Source organism: Pauljensenia sp. UMB1177, from assembly GCF_030217965.1.
Taxonomy (GTDB): Bacteria; Actinomycetota; Actinomycetes; order Actinomycetales; family Actinomycetaceae; genus Pauljensenia; species Pauljensenia turicensis_A.
The window spans coordinates 310,369-327,077 of sequence record NZ_JASOOV010000001.1; the positions used below are offsets into that span (position 1 = coordinate 310,369).

General features: G+C 58.8%; 15 protein-coding genes, 2 tRNA genes, 1 other RNA gene and 1 pseudogene. 8 read left to right on the plus strand and 11 right to left on the minus strand.

Annotated features, from left to right (window positions below):
* Positions 1-143 precede the first annotated feature (143 nt).
* The 4 genes from QP442_RS01340 to QP442_RS01355 form a co-directional block, all read right to left on the minus strand.
* Positions 144-905, minus strand: coding sequence for a methionine ABC transporter permease (locus QP442_RS01340; protein ID WP_219811019.1), 762 nt, complete (start codon positions 903-905; stop codon positions 144-146).
* Complete coding sequence (locus QP442_RS01345) at positions 902-1,894, minus strand: methionine ABC transporter ATP-binding protein (RefSeq protein ID WP_006680697.1); 993 nt, start codon at positions 1,892-1,894, stop codon at positions 902-904. The genes QP442_RS01340 and QP442_RS01345 overlap by 4 nt, the downstream gene beginning before the upstream one ends.
* Before the next feature lie 235 nt (positions 1,895-2,129).
* Entirely contained in the window at positions 2,130-2,597 is a 468-nt protein-coding gene (locus QP442_RS01350) for a fluoride efflux transporter FluC (protein ID WP_103633170.1), read from the minus strand.
* Positions 2,594-3,136, minus strand: a complete 543-nt coding sequence (locus tag QP442_RS01355; RefSeq protein WP_006680695.1) for a fluoride efflux transporter FluC — start codon at positions 3,134-3,136, stop codon at positions 2,594-2,596. The genes QP442_RS01350 and QP442_RS01355 overlap by 4 nt, the downstream gene beginning before the upstream one ends.
* An 81-nt stretch (positions 3,137-3,217) precedes the next feature.
* Here QP442_RS01355 and gluQRS point away from each other — a divergent pair, with 81 nt between their 5' ends.
* Together gluQRS and QP442_RS01365 are read left to right on the plus strand one after the other, a co-directional pair.
* Positions 3,218-4,165 (plus strand): tRNA glutamyl-Q(34) synthetase GluQRS, encoded by a 948-nt coding sequence (gene gluQRS, locus QP442_RS01360; RefSeq protein WP_006680694.1) that lies wholly within the window; start codon positions 3,218-3,220, stop codon positions 4,163-4,165.
* Positions 4,166-4,249: 84 nt separating this feature from the next.
* Positions 4,250-4,621 carry a hypothetical protein gene (locus tag QP442_RS01365; protein WP_285069523.1) on the plus strand — a complete coding sequence of 124 codons (372 nt, stop codon included), beginning with the start codon at positions 4,250-4,252 and terminating at the stop codon, positions 4,619-4,621.
* 257 nt (positions 4,622-4,878) lie between these two features.
* Here the strand turns inward: QP442_RS01365 and QP442_RS01370 are convergent.
* The 4 genes from QP442_RS01370 to QP442_RS01385 all read right to left on the minus strand — a co-directional run bounded on the left by QP442_RS01370 (position 4,879) and on the right by QP442_RS01385 (position 6,374).
* Positions 4,879-4,951: transfer RNA gene (locus QP442_RS01370), tRNA-Arg, on the minus strand.
* 340 nt (positions 4,952-5,291) lie between these two features.
* Positions 5,292-5,387: signal recognition particle sRNA small type (gene ffs / locus QP442_RS01375), an RNA gene on the minus strand.
* Between the two features lie 80 nt (positions 5,388-5,467).
* A tRNA-Ser gene (locus tag QP442_RS01380) sits at positions 5,468-5,552 on the minus strand.
* An 87-nt stretch (positions 5,553-5,639) separates the two neighbouring features.
* A complete protein-coding gene (locus QP442_RS01385; RefSeq protein ID WP_285069524.1) occupies positions 5,640-6,374 on the minus strand; it encodes a glutamine amidotransferase-related protein in 735 nt (244 codons plus the stop codon).
* A gap of 254 nt (positions 6,375-6,628) precedes the next feature.
* Here QP442_RS01385 and QP442_RS01390 point away from each other — a divergent pair, with 254 nt between their 5' ends.
* The 6 genes and pseudogenes from QP442_RS01390 (at position 6,629) to QP442_RS01415 (ending at position 12,558) form a co-directional block, all read left to right on the plus strand.
* Complete coding sequence (locus tag QP442_RS01390) at positions 6,629-8,026, plus strand: uracil-xanthine permease family protein (protein ID WP_285069525.1); 1,398 nt, start codon at positions 6,629-6,631, stop codon at positions 8,024-8,026.
* A 294-nt stretch (positions 8,027-8,320) separates the two neighbouring features.
* Positions 8,321-9,142, plus strand: coding sequence for an ABC transporter ATP-binding protein (locus QP442_RS01395; protein WP_179370109.1), 822 nt, complete (start codon positions 8,321-8,323; stop codon positions 9,140-9,142).
* Positions 9,139-9,831, plus strand: a complete 693-nt coding sequence (locus QP442_RS01400; RefSeq protein ID WP_285069526.1) for an ABC transporter permease — start codon at positions 9,139-9,141, stop codon at positions 9,829-9,831. Before QP442_RS01395 ends, QP442_RS01400 begins: the two co-directional genes overlap by 4 nt.
* Before the next feature lie 8 nt (positions 9,832-9,839).
* Positions 9,840-10,430 (plus strand): annotated as a pseudogene (locus tag QP442_RS08680) (ABC transporter permease); the annotation flags it as partial.
* 171 nt (positions 10,431-10,601) lie between these two features.
* Complete coding sequence (locus tag QP442_RS01410) at positions 10,602-11,477, plus strand: ABC transporter substrate-binding protein (RefSeq protein WP_285069589.1); 876 nt, start codon at positions 10,602-10,604, stop codon at positions 11,475-11,477.
* A 316-nt stretch (positions 11,478-11,793) separates the two neighbouring features.
* Complete coding sequence (locus QP442_RS01415; RefSeq protein ID WP_103632995.1) at positions 11,794-12,558, plus strand: HNH endonuclease family protein; 765 nt, start codon at positions 11,794-11,796, stop codon at positions 12,556-12,558.
* Between the two features lie 117 nt (positions 12,559-12,675).
* On the opposite strand, the gene QP442_RS01420 is transcribed toward QP442_RS01415, so the two are convergent.
* From QP442_RS01420 to QP442_RS01430, 3 genes are read right to left on the minus strand one after another with little or no spacing between them, the layout of a single operon-like run.
* Complete coding sequence (locus tag QP442_RS01420) at positions 12,676-14,619, minus strand: dipeptide ABC transporter ATP-binding protein (protein WP_219810956.1); 1,944 nt, start codon at positions 14,617-14,619, stop codon at positions 12,676-12,678.
* Positions 14,616-15,584: an ABC transporter permease gene (locus QP442_RS01425; RefSeq protein WP_006680683.1), complete on the minus strand. Its 969-nt coding sequence runs from the start codon at positions 15,582-15,584 to the stop codon at positions 14,616-14,618. The genes QP442_RS01420 and QP442_RS01425 overlap by 4 nt, the downstream gene beginning before the upstream one ends.
* Positions 15,577-16,503: an ABC transporter permease gene (locus QP442_RS01430; RefSeq protein WP_006680682.1), complete on the minus strand. Its 927-nt coding sequence runs from the start codon at positions 16,501-16,503 to the stop codon at positions 15,577-15,579. The genes QP442_RS01425 and QP442_RS01430 overlap by 8 nt, the downstream gene beginning before the upstream one ends.
* Positions 16,504-16,709 lie beyond the last annotated feature (206 nt).

Consider the following 16,709-nt stretch of genomic DNA (forward strand, 5'->3'; position numbering starts at 1 on the left):
GAAACGTACTCGCTCAACCTCAAGGGGAGCACAGACGTCCGGGTATGAAGACTGTGTAACGAAATAGACCACTGAATGGTCAGTCGATGTGAAACGATTGATTGAACAGTGCTGGCCTGCCGGTTGCCCGACTGGTGGTCGACTCAGCGGTGATCCACCAGTCGGCTGATCATGTCACCAATCATCTGAACCAGCTGGACGATCACGATGATCGCAATAACCGTGGCGATCATGACGTCGTCCTGCCAACGGTTGTAGCCGTAGTTAATGGCCATCTGTCCAAGACCACCACCGCCGACGGCGCCCGCCATTGCGGAGTAGCCGATCAGGGTAATAGCAAGCGTGGTCGTGGACTGCACCAGCGCGGGTGCAGCTTCGCGAACCTGAACACCCCAGCGGATCTGGCGGTTCGTTGCGCCCATCATCTGAGCAGCTTCGATTTTGCCGGAGTCGATCGCAAGAATGTTCGATTCGACGAGGCGCGCGAAGTACGGCACCGATAGGAGCACGAGTGGGACGACGGTTGCCTGCCAGCCGAGCGTTGTTCCCACAATGATGCGGGTAACGGGCAGTAGGACGACGATGCCGATGATGAACGGCAGCGAGCGGATGACGTTCACGATCGTCGACGCGGTCTGGTAGATGGTCTTATTCGGAGTCAGGCCATTCTTGGCAGTCTGAACAAGCAACAGACCAAGCGGGATACCGAGCAGGACCGTGAACAGCGTGGAAAAGCCCATCATCGCCAGGGTTTCACCGATTGCCGGCAGGAACTGCTTCGTCAGCGCCGGGTTATCCAGCCACTTCGGGTCGTTCACACCAGCGGACAGGAGCCCAGCAGGTAGCAACCCTGCGGGCAACAGGCCTGCAAGCGACGTGTAGAGGGAGGGAAGAACGGGTGTCATGCGGACCTCACCTCGGCGTAGATGTCATGTTCACGCAGTTCAGAAAGAATTTGCTTCGAGTGGTAGCTGGGCACGGAGAGTGCCAGGCGACCAACCTGAGTCATTCCAATAGATTCGAAGGTTCCGGCTGTCACGTCGGCGCCCATTGAGGCGGCGAGGTTCAGAACGGTCGCACCGGTGGGCACGCCGGGGTGCGATGTGAAGATAACGTCGAGAAGCGTGGTGCCTTCGCGCAGGTCAGCATCGTCAACGGACGGTGCGGGAACGAGTTCACGCGAGAGTGGGCTGGACGGGTCGGCAACGACCTCTTCGACAGTGCCCGTCTGGATGACGCGACCGTGACCGAGCAAAGTAACGGAGTCGCAGATTTCGCGGACGACAGCCATTTCGTGGGTGATGACCAGAACGGTCACGCCTTCTAAGTCGCGAACCTTGCGGATGAGTTCCAGAATCTGGCGCGTCGATTCGGTGTCGAGCGCGGAGGTGGGCTCGTCACACAGCAAAACACTGGGATTGTCCGCGAGCGCTCGAGCAACGCCGACGCGCTGACGCTGACCACCGGAAAGCTGAGACGGATATGAGTCGCCTCGTCCCGAAAGACCGACAAGGGCAAGTAGTTCTTCAACGCGCGCTTTGATCTGATCCTTCGGTACGCCCGCAAGTTTCAGGGGGTAGCCGATGTTCTGCGCCGCTGTGCGCGAGTCCAGCAGGTTCGCGGCCTGGAAGACCATGCCGATCTTGCGACGAGCTTCTCGCAGGGCTTTTCCACGCAACTGCGCCAAGTCGAGCCCGTCGACGACGATATTGCCGTCGCTGGGGTGTTCAAGCGCGGTCAGGCATCGGATGAGCGTTGACTTGCCCGCACCAGACTGACCAACGATTCCGTGGATGGATCCACGTTCAACGTGGAGGGTGACATTGTCGAGCGCGACAACCTCGTTGCCACCTTTGACGGAGTAAACCTTTCGCACTCCGGCAAGGTCAATCATGGCGCCCTCCTTCGATTCAGATCGTGCGCGCCGGGTTTTCGGCGCGTTTTCGCGCTGCGTTGATGTTTTCAGCATAGGAGGCAAGTCCGCGCCACCCAAATTTTCTGTTACATAACGCCACGATGTGAAATGAAAGTGAGCCTGACCTGCAGTTTTACGCGATCACGTTTCGGTAACCGTCAGCGCGCGAACAGTGATCCAGATCGCGAATTGCGCCTTAGTCGACAGATACAGCTCATCCAATCCCCAGCAGATAGGAGACGAGTGCCGTTAATCCAAGTCCCAGCAGATAGGAGACGAGGCCACTCACCCAGCCGACAACAATCAGACTCATTCCGGCGCGGACCCGACGAGCCCACACCTCGGTCCACGCATCCAGGACCGCGGTTGAGAACGTGGTGAAGCCACCAAGGAAACCCGTTGATAGGACAAAACGCATGGTTCCGGTGACGCCCGGATAGTCGACCGTAGACCCACCGGCGACAAGGACCGCGAGTAGCGGGAGGATCCCGGTCAGGAAGCCAAGCAGGAAACAACCGACCGTATTGACGACCACGATGCCGACGTAAGGGCGGAGGGGCTTTCCAGCCAACGCGCGCTTGCCAACCCACCTGGTTTTTACAGCCAGATCGAGTTTCCAGCGCGAGAGGGCACCGAGTGCTCCGCCGAGGGCTGTGCCGAGCACGCTGAAGAGAACGATCATTGTTCCTCCTCAGCGAAGGTGTCACGGTCGACCATCCCGGCCGCATCAGAAGACGGAGATGAAACGCTGGACCCGGCCTCGTCACTCACCTCAACGACCTCGAACATGCCGAACTTTACGAAGCGGCCCAACGCACAACCACACCCCGCGCACACGACGCCAAGGAAAAGCAACGTCAGCGACGCGAGCGCCGGAACAATCGCCCCGACAATAGATCCGGACGCGATCATCCCATTCGCAGTTGCAGCGATCAATGTGCCGTAGGTCGTGAACGCTCCCAGGAAGCCGGTGACAACCAGCAGGCGCACGCGCTCGCGTGAGGGATCAGTAAAAAGCGGCACGACCACACCAAGCACAAACGCGCCGAGAAGATTCACGAGAACCGTCGACCACATGATGGGAATCGCGTGCGAAATGACCGCAGAATCGGGGAAGAACACTGTCAGATAGTCCACGCTAGCGCGAACAAGCGCGCCCAACGCGCCACCAACGGCAACGTACGGCCAGATGCGCTGGACGGGCTTTGCAGGATCATTCATCGCGTCCAGCCTACACAAGTTCACGAGACTCGGGCAGGAACGATCAGCCTGCCCTGTCGGCGCAGTTTGTACACTAAACCCATGACCAGCGGTTCCCTCATTCAGCAAGGCGTGGGACGTTTTGCGCCCTCTCCTACCGGGGATTTTCACGTCGGGAATCTGCGGACCGCGATCCTCGCTTGGGCCTGGGCGCGTAATAGCGGGCGCTCGTTTGTCCTGCGCATGGAAGATATAGACCGCGTGCGTTCGGGCAGCGCCGACCGCCAGATCGCTGACCTGAAAGCGATCGGACTGAACTGGGATGGCACAATACTGGTGCAGACGACGCGTTCAGCCGCCCACACGCAGGCGCTCGATTACCTGGTCGAGCAGGGATATGCGTTCGAGTGCTATTGCTCCCGCAAGGACATTAAAGAAGCCGCGTCCGCTCCCCATGTTCCGCCGGGACACTACCCCGGCACATGCCTCAACCTGACTGACACTGAGCGCGAGGTTCGACGCCGACAGCTCGCCGAGCTCGGGCGCACTCCCGCGCTTCGCCTTCGCGCTCCAGCAAGCGAGTGGACCGTATTCGACGAACTCCACGGTTCTTTCACCGGCCCCGTCGATCACTTCGTGCTGCGCCGTGCTGACGGCGTGCCCGCGTACAACTTGGCCGCGGTGGTCGATGACGGCTTCCAACATGTCGCCCAAGTGGTACGAGGCGATGATCTGTTGTCTCAAGCGCCCGCTCAAGCGGCGTTGGCAACACTGCTCGGAATCGCGGTCCCGACTTACGTGCACGTGCCACTGGCACTGAACGAGGCGGGCTCTCGCCTCGCGAAGCGCGACGGAGCCGTCACCCTCGCTGACCTGTATGAACTTGGGTGGACCACGGAGGATGCCGTCGAATGGATTGGTCGTTCCCTGGGAATCGACGGAGCGCGAACCGCCATCGACATTGCAGACGCTCTCCCCATCGACTCCCTGCGAGCACTCCCCCTTGACCCGTGGATTGTCACCCCGCCCACCGGGCTCCCCGCATTCTGAGCCAACCGAGTTTCACCCCCATCCTCCACCCTCTGAACAGGAGCATGACCAGCAGAAGTAGGCACCTCGTGCCACACTTAACCCATGGATTTCTTCCAGAAGCTTTTCGGATACAAAGAACCGACGCTCATCGTTGCTAAGTCGGACAACTGGACGCAGTTAGAGCCGTCGCACGACCTTGACGCCACGATTGCACGTCGTGCGCGCAAAGAAAAGTGGGCTCCAACCAGCGCGGATGCTCCTGCAGAGTTCCACTGCATGCTCATCGTGCACGGCGGGTTCTCCGATGGCTACTTGGAAGTGAACTGCCTGGGTAAGCCGATCGCCACTTTCAATCACGAACAGGTCGCAGACACTATGGAACGTATGCGCGCTGACAACGGCCTGCGAATGACAGCGGTCAAAACAACCGCTTTCCTCGACGCTGACCGCTGGATTGTCACCGTCAATATCTGACACGGCACACTCATCGGAGCAAATACCAAGACGGATCCCTACACATCCGCAAAGACTGAGCAGGCCACTAAAACCACCCCGACACGCCCGAAAAGACACACTTGGGCATGAGCCCGACATTTGGGCATTAGCCACAAAAAGCGCATTCAGTAGAAATAGAAAATCCGATCAGCTCAACGTAAAATCGTTGGAACTGAGCGGATTGTCACTAGAAATGCAGAACCCCCGCCGGTGGATCGCACCGAGGGGGGCCGCTGCGCGCTCGAAGGGACTCGAACCCCCAACCTTCTGATCCGTAGTCAGATGCTCTATCCATTGAGCTACGAGCGCATCGCCGTTTGGCTGAAAACAACTTTACGCGCGAGACCCCGCAATGACAAACTCGCAGATGGGGCTTGCATCACATCAATAGTCCATTGCGGGCTCATTCAAGCCATTTATTCCTATTTTAGTCTCCCTGTGAATGACCGAAACCACATAAAGAAGGAGCCTCGTACCACCGTCGCGCGCTTTTCGCGTACGGAAAACGGGGCACGAGGCCCCCTCTCAACGCGTAGTCGACGCGATCTGAGTCAGATACGTCGAGCAGGATCACACGAGCGATGCCACGAAGGAGCGTTCGTCATGTTTTCGTTCCCATTCCGCGCCTGTGCGGAATATAAGCGGAAAATAAAAGGACCCTCCGCGCACCCGGCAGCGCACCCTTATCCTTGCTGCCTTCCGGCCCTGGGGAGGTTCAGATGATACCGTCACACGGAGGATCGCTCCCCAGTTTACACACGCCACCACACAAAGGCGATTCGGAAAAACAAAAGTCCCGCCACCCAAAGGATGACGGGACAACCGCGGAGGATGGGGGATTCGAACCCCCGAGGGCTTGCACCCAACACGCTTTCCAAGCGTGCGCCATAGGCCACTAGGCGAATCCTCCAGCACGCACATCAGTGCGCTTGCTTATCTTAGGCTGAAACGGTCTAAAAATGCTAACTCAGCACATCGAACACCCTAATGGGATAGGTCACGCACCAAAAAGGCGAACGAAATTGCGAACCAGCTTGCCCGCCTGATGGTCACACGCCCCTAGGCGCCCGGCAAGCATCAGCGATTCCACATCATCGGTGCCCGGATAACCCGCATCTTCATAGCGTTCAAGGGCAGCACGAATCGCATCGGAATCGATTTCCGGATTGAACTGCGTCGCGTAGAAGTTGTCTGAAAACCGCATGACTTCAGCGGGACAGGTCAGCGATTTCGCCAACAAGACCGCATCTTCGGGGAGCTCTTCAACGGCTTCTGTGTGGTTCACATAGGTGTAGAACGTGCGGGAAACCCCTTCCAAGATCGGATCATCCGCATGCTCGGCAACCATATAAATCTCGGTGATCTGCGCGGGCTCAGCCCACTTGGTCGTCACCTGACCACCCATCAGAACAGCCGCAACTTCCGTTCCATACCCGGTTGTAAAACAGGGAACGTGAGCGGTCGTCACATCGTGAAGAAGGTGGAACAGTTCAGCTTCAGCGCGCTTCTGCGTCGCCGACTTGTGGACGTCGGACGTTGTCGTCCCATAGGGAGATCCACCAACGATGATGCCGGAATAGGCCTCAACATCAATGTCAGGCAGACCGAGCATGTCGAGTCTGACCTGTTCAAGCTCGGTTTCTGCTAGGCCGGTCGTTCGCTGAAACGAACGGTATTCCGCTTCAACTTCAACGTCTTCGGGACGTGTCGACACCAGCAAGAGAGGTTTCATACGTCAAGGATAGGTAAAGACTTGGAAATGGTCTAACAATTCTCAGAATGAAGACTGTCGATCCGCAAGGAGCCTCGTCACCACACCGCAGATGAAAATACGCAGTCCCAACCTTGCACCAAATTGTATCTTCGCGCCTATCCGGTCACAGAACGGACGCCAAACTACCGGCGCAATATCACTGCGGGCTAATCTGGTGTTCTGACCGGTGAAACGGCCCTGCCCATCAACTGATCAGATCGGAGAGCTCTTCCATGAGCGATAATTCCCGTGGCTTCTTCCGCTGGACCCTGCACGGTGACGGCACTTCCATTGCCCCCGGCGAGGTTGTCTCCCCCAGCGAGCGACTCACGTGGCCTCGAACAATCGGCATCGGCATTCAGCATGTTGTTGCAATGTTCGGCGCAACCTTCCTCGTTCCACTGCTGACCGGCTTCGACCCGTCAACAACTCTCTTCTTCACCGGCTTCGGAACCCTGCTGTTCCTGCTCATCACAGCCGGACGCCTTCCCTCATACCTCGGCTCGTCCTTCGCGCTGATCGCACCGATCGGCGCGGTGACCGGCTACGTTGCCGGCGGTGGCCAGACCATCGACGACCATCTTGCTTCCCTGGCACAGGGTGGCATCATCATGGCCGGTGGCTCGCTCTTCATCATCGGCCTGATCGTTCATTTCGCGGGTGCTGCTTGGATCGACAAGCTGATGCCCCCGGTGGTGACCGGCGCAATCGTCTCCCTGATCGGCTTCAACCTTGCGCCTAGCGCATGGAACAACGTGAAGACCGCCCCGCTGACCGCAACCGTCACGATCGTTTCGATCCTGCTGATCACGGTCCTATTCAAGGGCATCATCGGTCGCCTCGCGATCCTCATCGGTGTTCTGATTGGCTACGCAACCGCCTGCATCCGTGGCGAGGTCGACTTCTCCGCCATCGCAAACGCCGACTGGGTTGGCGCCCCGGCGTTCCGTGCCCCGGCCTTCGACCTGTCGCTGATAGGCCTGTTCGTCCCGGTTGTCCTGGTCCTCATGGCTGAGAACATCGGTCACGTGAAGTCCGTGTCCGCAATGACCGGCGAGAACCTGGATGATGTCACCGGTCGCGCACTCTTCGCCGACGGCCTGTCCACGATGATCGCAGGCTTCGGTGGCGGCTCCGGTACGACGACTTACGCCGAGAACATTGGCGTTATGGCCGCAACCCGCGTCTACTCGACCGCCGCTTACGTGGTCGCAGCTTTCACCGCTCTCGCCCTGTCGATGCTGCCGAAGTTCGGCCAGATCATCGCAACGATCCCGGCCGGCGTCCTCGGTGGAGCGGCAACGATCCTCTACGGCATGATCGGCATGCTCGGTGTTCGTATCTGGGTTCAGAACCGCGTTGATTTCTCCGATCCGGTTAACCTGAACACCGCTGCAGTCGCCATGGTTGTCGCCATCGCCGACTACACGCTGATTGCTGGCAAGATGACCTTCTCCGGTATTGCGCTCGGCTCCGTTGCAGCGATTGTCATCTACCACGTCATGCGCTGGATCTCGAAGGCCCGTGGTACGAACCTCGAACAGGTTTCGCCCGCATCGGTTCCCGCTGGCACGGAACTCGAGTCCGACCCCTACGCGAAGCGTCGGAAGGCACCTTCAACTGAAGCGTGATTGACGCGAAGTCGGCTCAGTCCGACTACGACCTCGGTGCACATCCAGTAAGCACCAATTGACGAGGCCAGTTACAGAGCGAATAGCCGGTGACTGCCCCCTGCGGGGCACTCACCGGCTATTTTCATGCAATTCCCACAGTGAAGATGCGCAAGGTCACTAAAACTCGCTGACATTGGTTGAATATCTTGGGAAGCCTTGGCGTTCATACCGGTAGACCTTTGAACGGTGTCTAGGGTCAGTAATGTCCTGCGCACCTCCTCTTCCATGTCTTCGTCGAAAGGAGACATCTCGGTGATTACTTTCGACCACATCTCGCACGTGTTCCCGAACGGGACGACGGCGTTGGATGACGTTTCTCTGTACGTTGAGCCTCATACGACGACGGTCCTGCTGGGCACGTCGGGGTCGGGCAAGACGACGCTGATGCGGATGGTGAATCGGATGCTCTCCCCCACGTCTGGGCGCGTGGTTGTGCGCGGGCAGGATGTTGCGGATGTGGACCCGGTGAAGTTGCGTCGCTCGATCGGATACGTGCTCCAGGATGCTGGACTTTTCCCGCATCGCAGCATTGTTGACAACATTGCGACGGTTCCGCGTCTTGAGGGTGCCTCGCGTAGAGAATCGGCGAAACGCGCGCTAGAGCTGATGGACCTGGTTGGTTTGGATCGAGGCCTCGCGAAACGCTATCCGGCGCAGCTGTCAGGTGGCCAGCGTCAGCGCGTGGGTGTTGCTCGCGCGCTCGCAAACGAAGCGGACATTCTGCTGATGGACGAACCTTTCGGCGCACTGGACCCGCTGGTTCGCGCCGACCTGCAACGGGAGCTCCGCGACCTGCGTGACCGCGTGGGCACGACCATCCTGTTCGTTACGCACGACTTAGATGAGGCGTTCATGCTCGGCGACCAGATCGCTGTTCTGCAGACCGGTGGCGTCCTAGCGCAGGTGGGCACGTCCGAGAACCTCGTGACGAACCCCGCGAACGACTTTGTCGCGTCCTTCGTCGGGTCGTCCGGCCAGCGCCGTCTGAGTATGAAGTCCACGCCCGCAGGCACACTCGTTTCTGACCCGGATGGCCGTCCGCTCGGCCTGTTGCCGGAAGGCGAACTCCGATGAGTTGGCTGTCGCAAAACTACTTACTACTCTGGGAGCTTACTGTCGCGCACCTACGCATCGCGATACCAGCAATTCTGGCCGCGGTCATCATTTCAATCCCGGTCGGTTGGGCTTCTACGCGTTCGAAGCGCTGGGGTAGCCCACTATTGACCGCACTGTCGTTGCTGTATGCGATTCCCTCACTGCCAATGCTTGTTGTGATCCCCGTGATCGTAGGAATTGCGCTCCGGAGCGAGCTGAACATCATCATCGTTCTTGCGCTCTACGGGATCGCGGTGCTGATCCGTCAGGTCGCGAATGCGTTTACCTCTCTGCCAGCTTCGGTTCTCGAGTCTGCGGACGCCGCTGGCATGAGCTCATGGCGTAAGTTCATCGGAGTCGAACTCCCACTAGCCTTGCCCGTCATCATCGCGGGCGTACGCGTGGTCGTTGTGTCGACGGTGTCGCTGGTGACCGTAGGTGCGTTCATCGGGATTCGCTCGCTGGGCACGCTGTTCACCGACGGATTCCAGCGAGGTCTGGTGTCCGAGGTATGCGCCGGCTTGGTTGCAACCGTTCTGGTCGCGCTTGTTTTGGATGCGCTGACCATCGCCGTGGGCGCCCTGCTCACCCCATGGACGAGGCCGGGATCCGCGCCTCATCGCTCCCCTGTTTCTAACCCATGTTTGAAGGCGGAGGTGGCCGCATGAGCTTGCTCATGGATGCATTGACATGGCTGTTTGCTGGTGGCCATTGGACGGGGTCCACGGGGATCCTCATTCGTATTGTTCAACATCTTGGCGTGACTGTCGGCGTTGTCACCATTGCCGGCCTGATTGCGCTGCCAATTGGTATTTACATCGGGCACACCGGCCGTTTTGTCACGCTAATGAGCGCGACGTTCGGGGTGGCGCGAGCGATCCCGACGCTGGGTGTTCTGACTTTAATCGGCTTGTGGCTGGGTATTGGCTTGTCAGCACCATTCTTAGCGCTTCTGATTTTGGCGGTTCCTCCGATGCTGTCAGCAACGTATTCCGGTATCAGGTCAGCCTCTCCGACAACGGTGGACGCTGCTCGAGCTATCGGCCTGACCGAAATGCAAGTCGTACGCGAAGTTGAACTGCCCGCCGCGCTTCCCTTGATTATTGGTGGCTTGCGCTCGACGACCCTGCAGGTTGTCGCCACCGCAACGCTCGCGGCGTACACCGCGGACGCTGGGCTGGGTCGTTTCCTCTACACAGGTCTGAAAACCCGCGATTACGGGCAGATGATTGGTGGCGCGATCCTGGTTGTCGCCCTCGCATTGATTCTGGACGCCCTGTGGGTGCGAGCATCACGCAACCCGCGCCTGAATGGCGAAGGCACTGGGAACGCTGAGCGGCCTCGTCGATTCTTTGGACGACGCACAACGAAGAACGAAAGCAATGCGCGCGTCGCGACTCGCTCGGCGGTAAAACGCAAGCGCAAAGCTGTCACCGCAATGCTCGGCGCCACTGCTCTGACGACCAGCGCGTGTGCGACCGCAGCAACCTTCGACCCGAGCTCACAATCGAACGGGCGCGAGACGATCATCGTCGGATCGCAGGACTATTACTCGAACGAAATCATCGCCGAAACCTACGCCATCGCCCTCGAGGAGGCCGGATTCGCGGTCACTCGTGAACTGCGCATCGGCCAGCGTGAGGTCTACATGCCAGAAATTCAGGCGGGCGCGATCGACGTGTTCCCCGAATACACGGGTTCACTGTTGCAGTACTTGGATGCCGATGCGACGCAGACCAGCGCAGACGAGGTGTACGAGGCTCTGAGCGCCACTCTGCCGGACGGACTGCGCGTGCTGAACGCCACGCCTGCTGCCGACCAGGATTCGTACGTGGTGACGACCGAGTTCGCGAACGAACACTCGCTGACGACGATCGGCGACCTCGCATCCGTGGGATCGGTAAAGATCGGCGGCAATTCGGAGTTGGCAACGCGCCCCTACGGTCCGGCTGGACTGAAGTCCATGTACGGCGTGACCGCGACGTTCACGCCGATCGAGGACTCGGGTGGCGCGCTCACGCTGAAGGCTCTGCGTGACGGCGACGTGCAACTGGTCGACATCTATTCGGCTGACCCGTCGCTGGCGGGTTCAGATCTGACAGTCTTGGAGGACCCGAAGGGGTTATTCCTGGCCTCCCACGTGGTGCCGATCGTCTCCCCGCGAATCGACGAGGCCGCGACTGCCGTGATCAATCGCGTGTCCGCGACCCTTGAGAGCGCGGATCTGGTGGAGATGAACCGTCAATCGACCAAAGATGGCGCGCCGGCGGCTACCATTGCTCGCTCATGGTTGGAGCGCAAAGGGCTGATTTAAAGCAAAATTTCGGCCTTGAGCGCGTTGTGCAATTTGGTTTCTACATGGTAGGGATCACACTTATTAACGCATGATCGTGCGCTGATCAACGGTTGCACGTACCTCCTTATGGATGACACCGGAATTGCCGGCTCGAAGAAATCTTCAAGTCGTCTTCACCGTAGACGCCTGCTTGTGGATAACCTCCCTTTGTCCTCAGCGTGCGTCACACTAGTAAGGACCACATACTCTTCTTTAGTCGCCGACGATGCTTGCTGGACTTGCACCTCGCCTCGCCAATGCGACTGAGATCAGCCCGCAGAAAGGAGCGCAGCACGTGGGAAAACGACGTACTTCGTCACGCGGTCGTGGCAGGGTTCATGGAAGAGCCCTCCGCATCGGTGACATCGCGGTCGCGTTGATCATCATCTGTATCGGGTCGTATTGTGTTTTTCCCTCGTTCCGTTTTATGCTCGGCCGCCTGTGGAACGATGTTGGCTTCCTCGTCCCCCACTCAGTTTCCGTCGACGATCTGCCTCCCAGCGAAGCTGCGAGGCAACTGAAAGCACTCACCGTTCTCGATCATGATGACGCACCCGACTACGATCGCGACCAGTTCGGGCACGCCTGGGCGGACGAGGACCATAACGGGTGCGATACTCGGAACGACGTGCTCGCGCGCGATCTCACGAACGTGACGTATAAGCCGAAGACACGTGACTGCATTGTCCTGACGGGAACCTTGGACGACCCGTATACAGGTTCCACGATCAACTTCCAGCGCGGACAAGAGACATCCGCTCTCGTACAGATTGACCACGTTGTCGCGTTAGGAAACGCATGGAGGTCGGGCGCGTGGCAGTGGGACGACACCCAGCGTCAACGCTTCGGGAATGACCAGAACAATTTGTTAGCCGTCGACGGTCAAACGAATAAAGACAAGGGTGCAGCATCCGCCGACAAGTGGCTACCCCCAAACGCTGACTTCCGGTGTGCCTACGTCACGAAGCAGATCAACGTGAAATACACGTGGGGGCTCACCATTACCTCTGCTGAGCAATCAAAGATGGCAAGCGTTCTAGCAGGCTGTAAGGCCTCATAGCTACCGCGATCAGGGTCGTCGATATAACAAGGCGGGCGGAGCAACCCTTGTCGCCCCGCCCGGCCTCGTCAACTATTCACTGGGTTCGTGCGCACCCAGGCGCACGATCGGCGAGCCTCAGAGGTTCAACTGAATCTGACGTCCAGGAACCGCCTCGATCAGCTCGCGCGTGTAATCCTGCACCGGATTATTGAACAGCGCGTCCGTCGAATTCTGCTCCACCAGCTTGCCCTTTTCCATAACGACCACGTCGTCAGCGATCTGACGAACAACCGCCAAGTCGTGGGTGATGAACAGGTAGGACAGACCTAGCTGAGCCTGAAGATCATTCAGCAAGTACAGGATCTGGTTCTGAACCAGAACGTCCAGAGCCGAAACTGCCTCGTCAAGAACGATGACCTCGGGGTTCAGGGCAAGCGCGCGAGCCACGGCCACACGCTGACGCTGACCACCGGACAGCTCGTTCGGGTAACGGCGCATCGCGGAACGTGGCAGAGCAACCATGTCCAGAAGCTCAGACACGCGCTCGATACGCAGATGCTTCGGATTGAATTCCTTCTTCTCCGCGGCAGTCAAAGAACGTCCAGCGTTCTTTGCTTCCATCAGAGCCGAGATCCACTTTTCAGGCTCACGACCGGTCGCCATCGCACGAGCAAACTCCTGCTCGGCGTACGCCATCGTGCCGTAGCCGTGGACGCGGAGCGGTTCTTCGATGATACGGAAGATCGAGAACATCGGATCCAGCGAACCGTACGGGTTCTGGAATACTGCCTGCAGGCGACGACGCAGAGCAAAGAGCTCCTTGTCGCTCATCTCGGACGTGTCCTTGCCGTCGAAGAAAACCTTGCCGGACGTCGGCGACAGCAGGTGCAGCACCATGTTCGCTGCGGTCGACTTACCGGAACCGGACTCGCCCACAACCGCCAGGGTCGTACCGCGACGCAAACCGAAGGTCACGTCATCAACGGCGATCAGCTTCTTAGCCTCACCCTTCGATCCACGGATATCGAACTCACGGGTCAGGTGCTCAACGCGAACGATTTCCTCGGTCGACGTTGCGCCCTTACCTGCGCCCGTCAGCTCTTCCTCCGTCACAGAAATACCGTGAGCGTGAGCGGACTCAATACGAGCCGACGCCAGCGACGGAGCAGCCGAAACAAGACGCTTCGTGTACGGGTGCTGCGGGTGTTGCAGGATCTCCAACGCGGGGCCGGATTCAACGATGCGACCACGGTGCATAACCACCAGCTGTTCGGCACGCTCAGCAGCAAGGCCAAGGTCGTGCGTAATGAACAGAACAGCGGTGCCCAGTTCGCGGGTCAGCGAACCAAGGTGATCGAGGATGCGACGCTGAACGGTCACGTCCAGAGCGGACGTCGGTTCGTCAGCGATCAGCAACTTCGGACGAGCCGCCATTCCAATAGCGATCAGCACGCGCTGACGCATACCGCCGGAGAACTCGTGCGGGTACTGCTTGGCGCGACGCTCTGCGTCCGGCAAGCCGGCCTCTTCAAGAAGCTGAGCCACGCGCTCACCAGTCTGGGACTTCGGAACAACGTTATTGGCGACAAGAGCTTCCTTGACCTGCGTACCAACGCGCAGAACAGGGTTCAGGTTCGACATCGGATCCTGGGGAACCAGGCCGATACCGGAGCCTCGCAAACGAACCCATTCCTTCGTGGTGAGGTTCGTGATCTCTTCACCGTCGAATTCGATGGAACCGCCGGTGACCTTACCGGTGCCCGGGAGCAGGCCGATGACCGCAGCAGCAGTCGTCGACTTACCGGAACCGGACTCGCCCACGATAGCGACCGTCTGGCCGGGGTAGATGGTCAGGTTTGCGCCACGGACAGCCGGAACGATACCGGTCGACGTGGTGAAGGTGACCTCAAGGTCAGTGATCTTCAGAAGCGGGTTGGCGTCCTCAGGGTGAACCTCTTCGGGAGCAGCCGATTCGCTAACGGTCTGAGAAGCATCAGCCTTGCCTTCGCCGAGCACCATCGTGTTGATGGCCTCTTCGATGGCGTCCTCGTTCGGAGTAGTCATATTCTCTTCGCTCACTTGCGTGCCTTCGGGTCGAGGGCGTCACGGACCGCATCACCCATCATGATGAAGCTGAGGACGGTCATCGCGAGAGCCAAAGCCGGGTAGAAAAGAACCATCGGGTTCGTACGCAACGACGCCTGTGCGGCCGAAATATCGGCGCCCCACGAAACGACCGTTGACGGAAGACCGATACCCATGAAGGACAGGGACGCTTCGGAAACGATGAACGTACCCAGAGCAACCGTCGCGTACACAATGATCGGAGCCATCGAGTTCGGGATGATGTGGCTCATGAGAATGCGAGCCTTTGATGCGCCGGTGGCGCGGGCAGCGGTGACAAACTCTTCGTTCTTCGCCGACATCACGGCACCACGAGTAATACGCGCGATCTGAGTCCAGCCGAAGAGGGACAGAACCAAGATAACCATCCAGATGTTTCGGTTTTCCTTGAACATCTGCATGAAGACGATTGCTGCCAGGAGCAACGGGATTGCGAAGAAGATATCGGTAATACGCGAGAGCAGAGCATCGAACCAGCCACCGAAGTAGCCGGCAATCGCGCCGATCACGCCACCGATGATGACGACGAAGATGGTCGTCAGAACACCAACGGAAACGGATGCGCGGGCACCGAAGACGATGCGAGCGTAGATGTCACAACCCTGACGGTTGAAACCGAAGGGGTGGCCGTCCGACGGACCCTTCAGCGAGTTCGAAAGCTCGCAGAAACGCGGGTCCTGGCTGGTGAACACGTTCGGGAATGCTGCGATCGCGATCGCGATCACGATGATGGTCAGAGCCACCCAGAAGAGCGGGCGCTTGCGTAGGGACTTCCATGCCTCGCCCCAGAGCGATGAAGGCGCGCGATCGTCGGCAACGGCGTCAACTGCACCAAGACCGGTTTCGTCGATATCGGAAACGAAGTGGCGTTGACCGGTTCGGGTGCGTTCGATGTTTGCGGAGGGAATGTAATCACTCATAGCGGATCCTCGGGTCGAGCACGGCGTACAGCAAGTCAACAACAAGGTTGGCGAAGATGTACACGAGCACCAGAACGGTAGTCACGGAAACGACGGTGGCGGGTTCGCCCTTGACGATGGCCTGCCAGAGCGTGCCACCAACACCGGAGATATTGAAGATGCCTTCCGTGATGATCGCGCCCCCCATGAGGGCGCCAAGGTCGCCACCAAGGAACGTTGCAACCGGGATCAGCGAGTTGCGCAGGATGTGGCGGGTCATAACCGTGCCACCCTTCAGGCCCTTCGCGCGAGCGGTGCGGACGTAGTCAGCAGACACGTTCTCAGAAACAGACTGGCGAGTCAGGCGAATCACGTATGCCAGCGAGACGCCACCAAGCACGATTGCCGGCATGGTCAACGACTGAAGGCTGACGTGCGCGCCGACTGTAGTCGGGAATACTCCTAGTTTCACACCGAGGACGAACTGCAGGACGAAGCCGAGGACGAAGGTCGGGACGGAAATCAGCAGAAGCGAGAAGACAAGAATGGTGGAGTCGAAGATGCCACCGCGGCGAACACCGGCAACGACGCCGGCAAGAATACCGAGGATTGCTTCAATCGCCATGGCGTACAGTGCAAGCTTCACCGTAATCGGGAAGGCACGCGCCATCACTGCAGTTACCGGCTGTCCGGAGAATGTCGTACCGAAATCAAGCGTGAACACGCCCTTGAGGTAAAGCAGGTACTGCATCCAGAACGGCTTATCGAGGTTGTACTTCGCAGCAATTTCAGCGTACGCAGCTTCAGAAAGCCCTCGGTCGCCGCCAAGGGCTGCGACGGGGTCACCAGGCATGAGGTACACCATCGCGAAGATCAGGAACGTGGCTCCGAAGAAAACCGGGATGGTCTGAAGGAGTCGACGTCCGATGTAACGCAACATGGACAGTCCTTTGAGATGTGGTTAGGAACTAGAGTCTTCGCCGCCTTGCTTATGAAAACTAGCAAGCAAGCGGGCACAGCCCACCTGTGGCAAAGACGCACTTACGCCATCATAGGGTAAAAACTCGGCAAACGGGAGTTTGATTAACTCGTCACCCACTAAATGGACAGTAAGAAAAAGAACAGAATTATTATCAATGATTCACC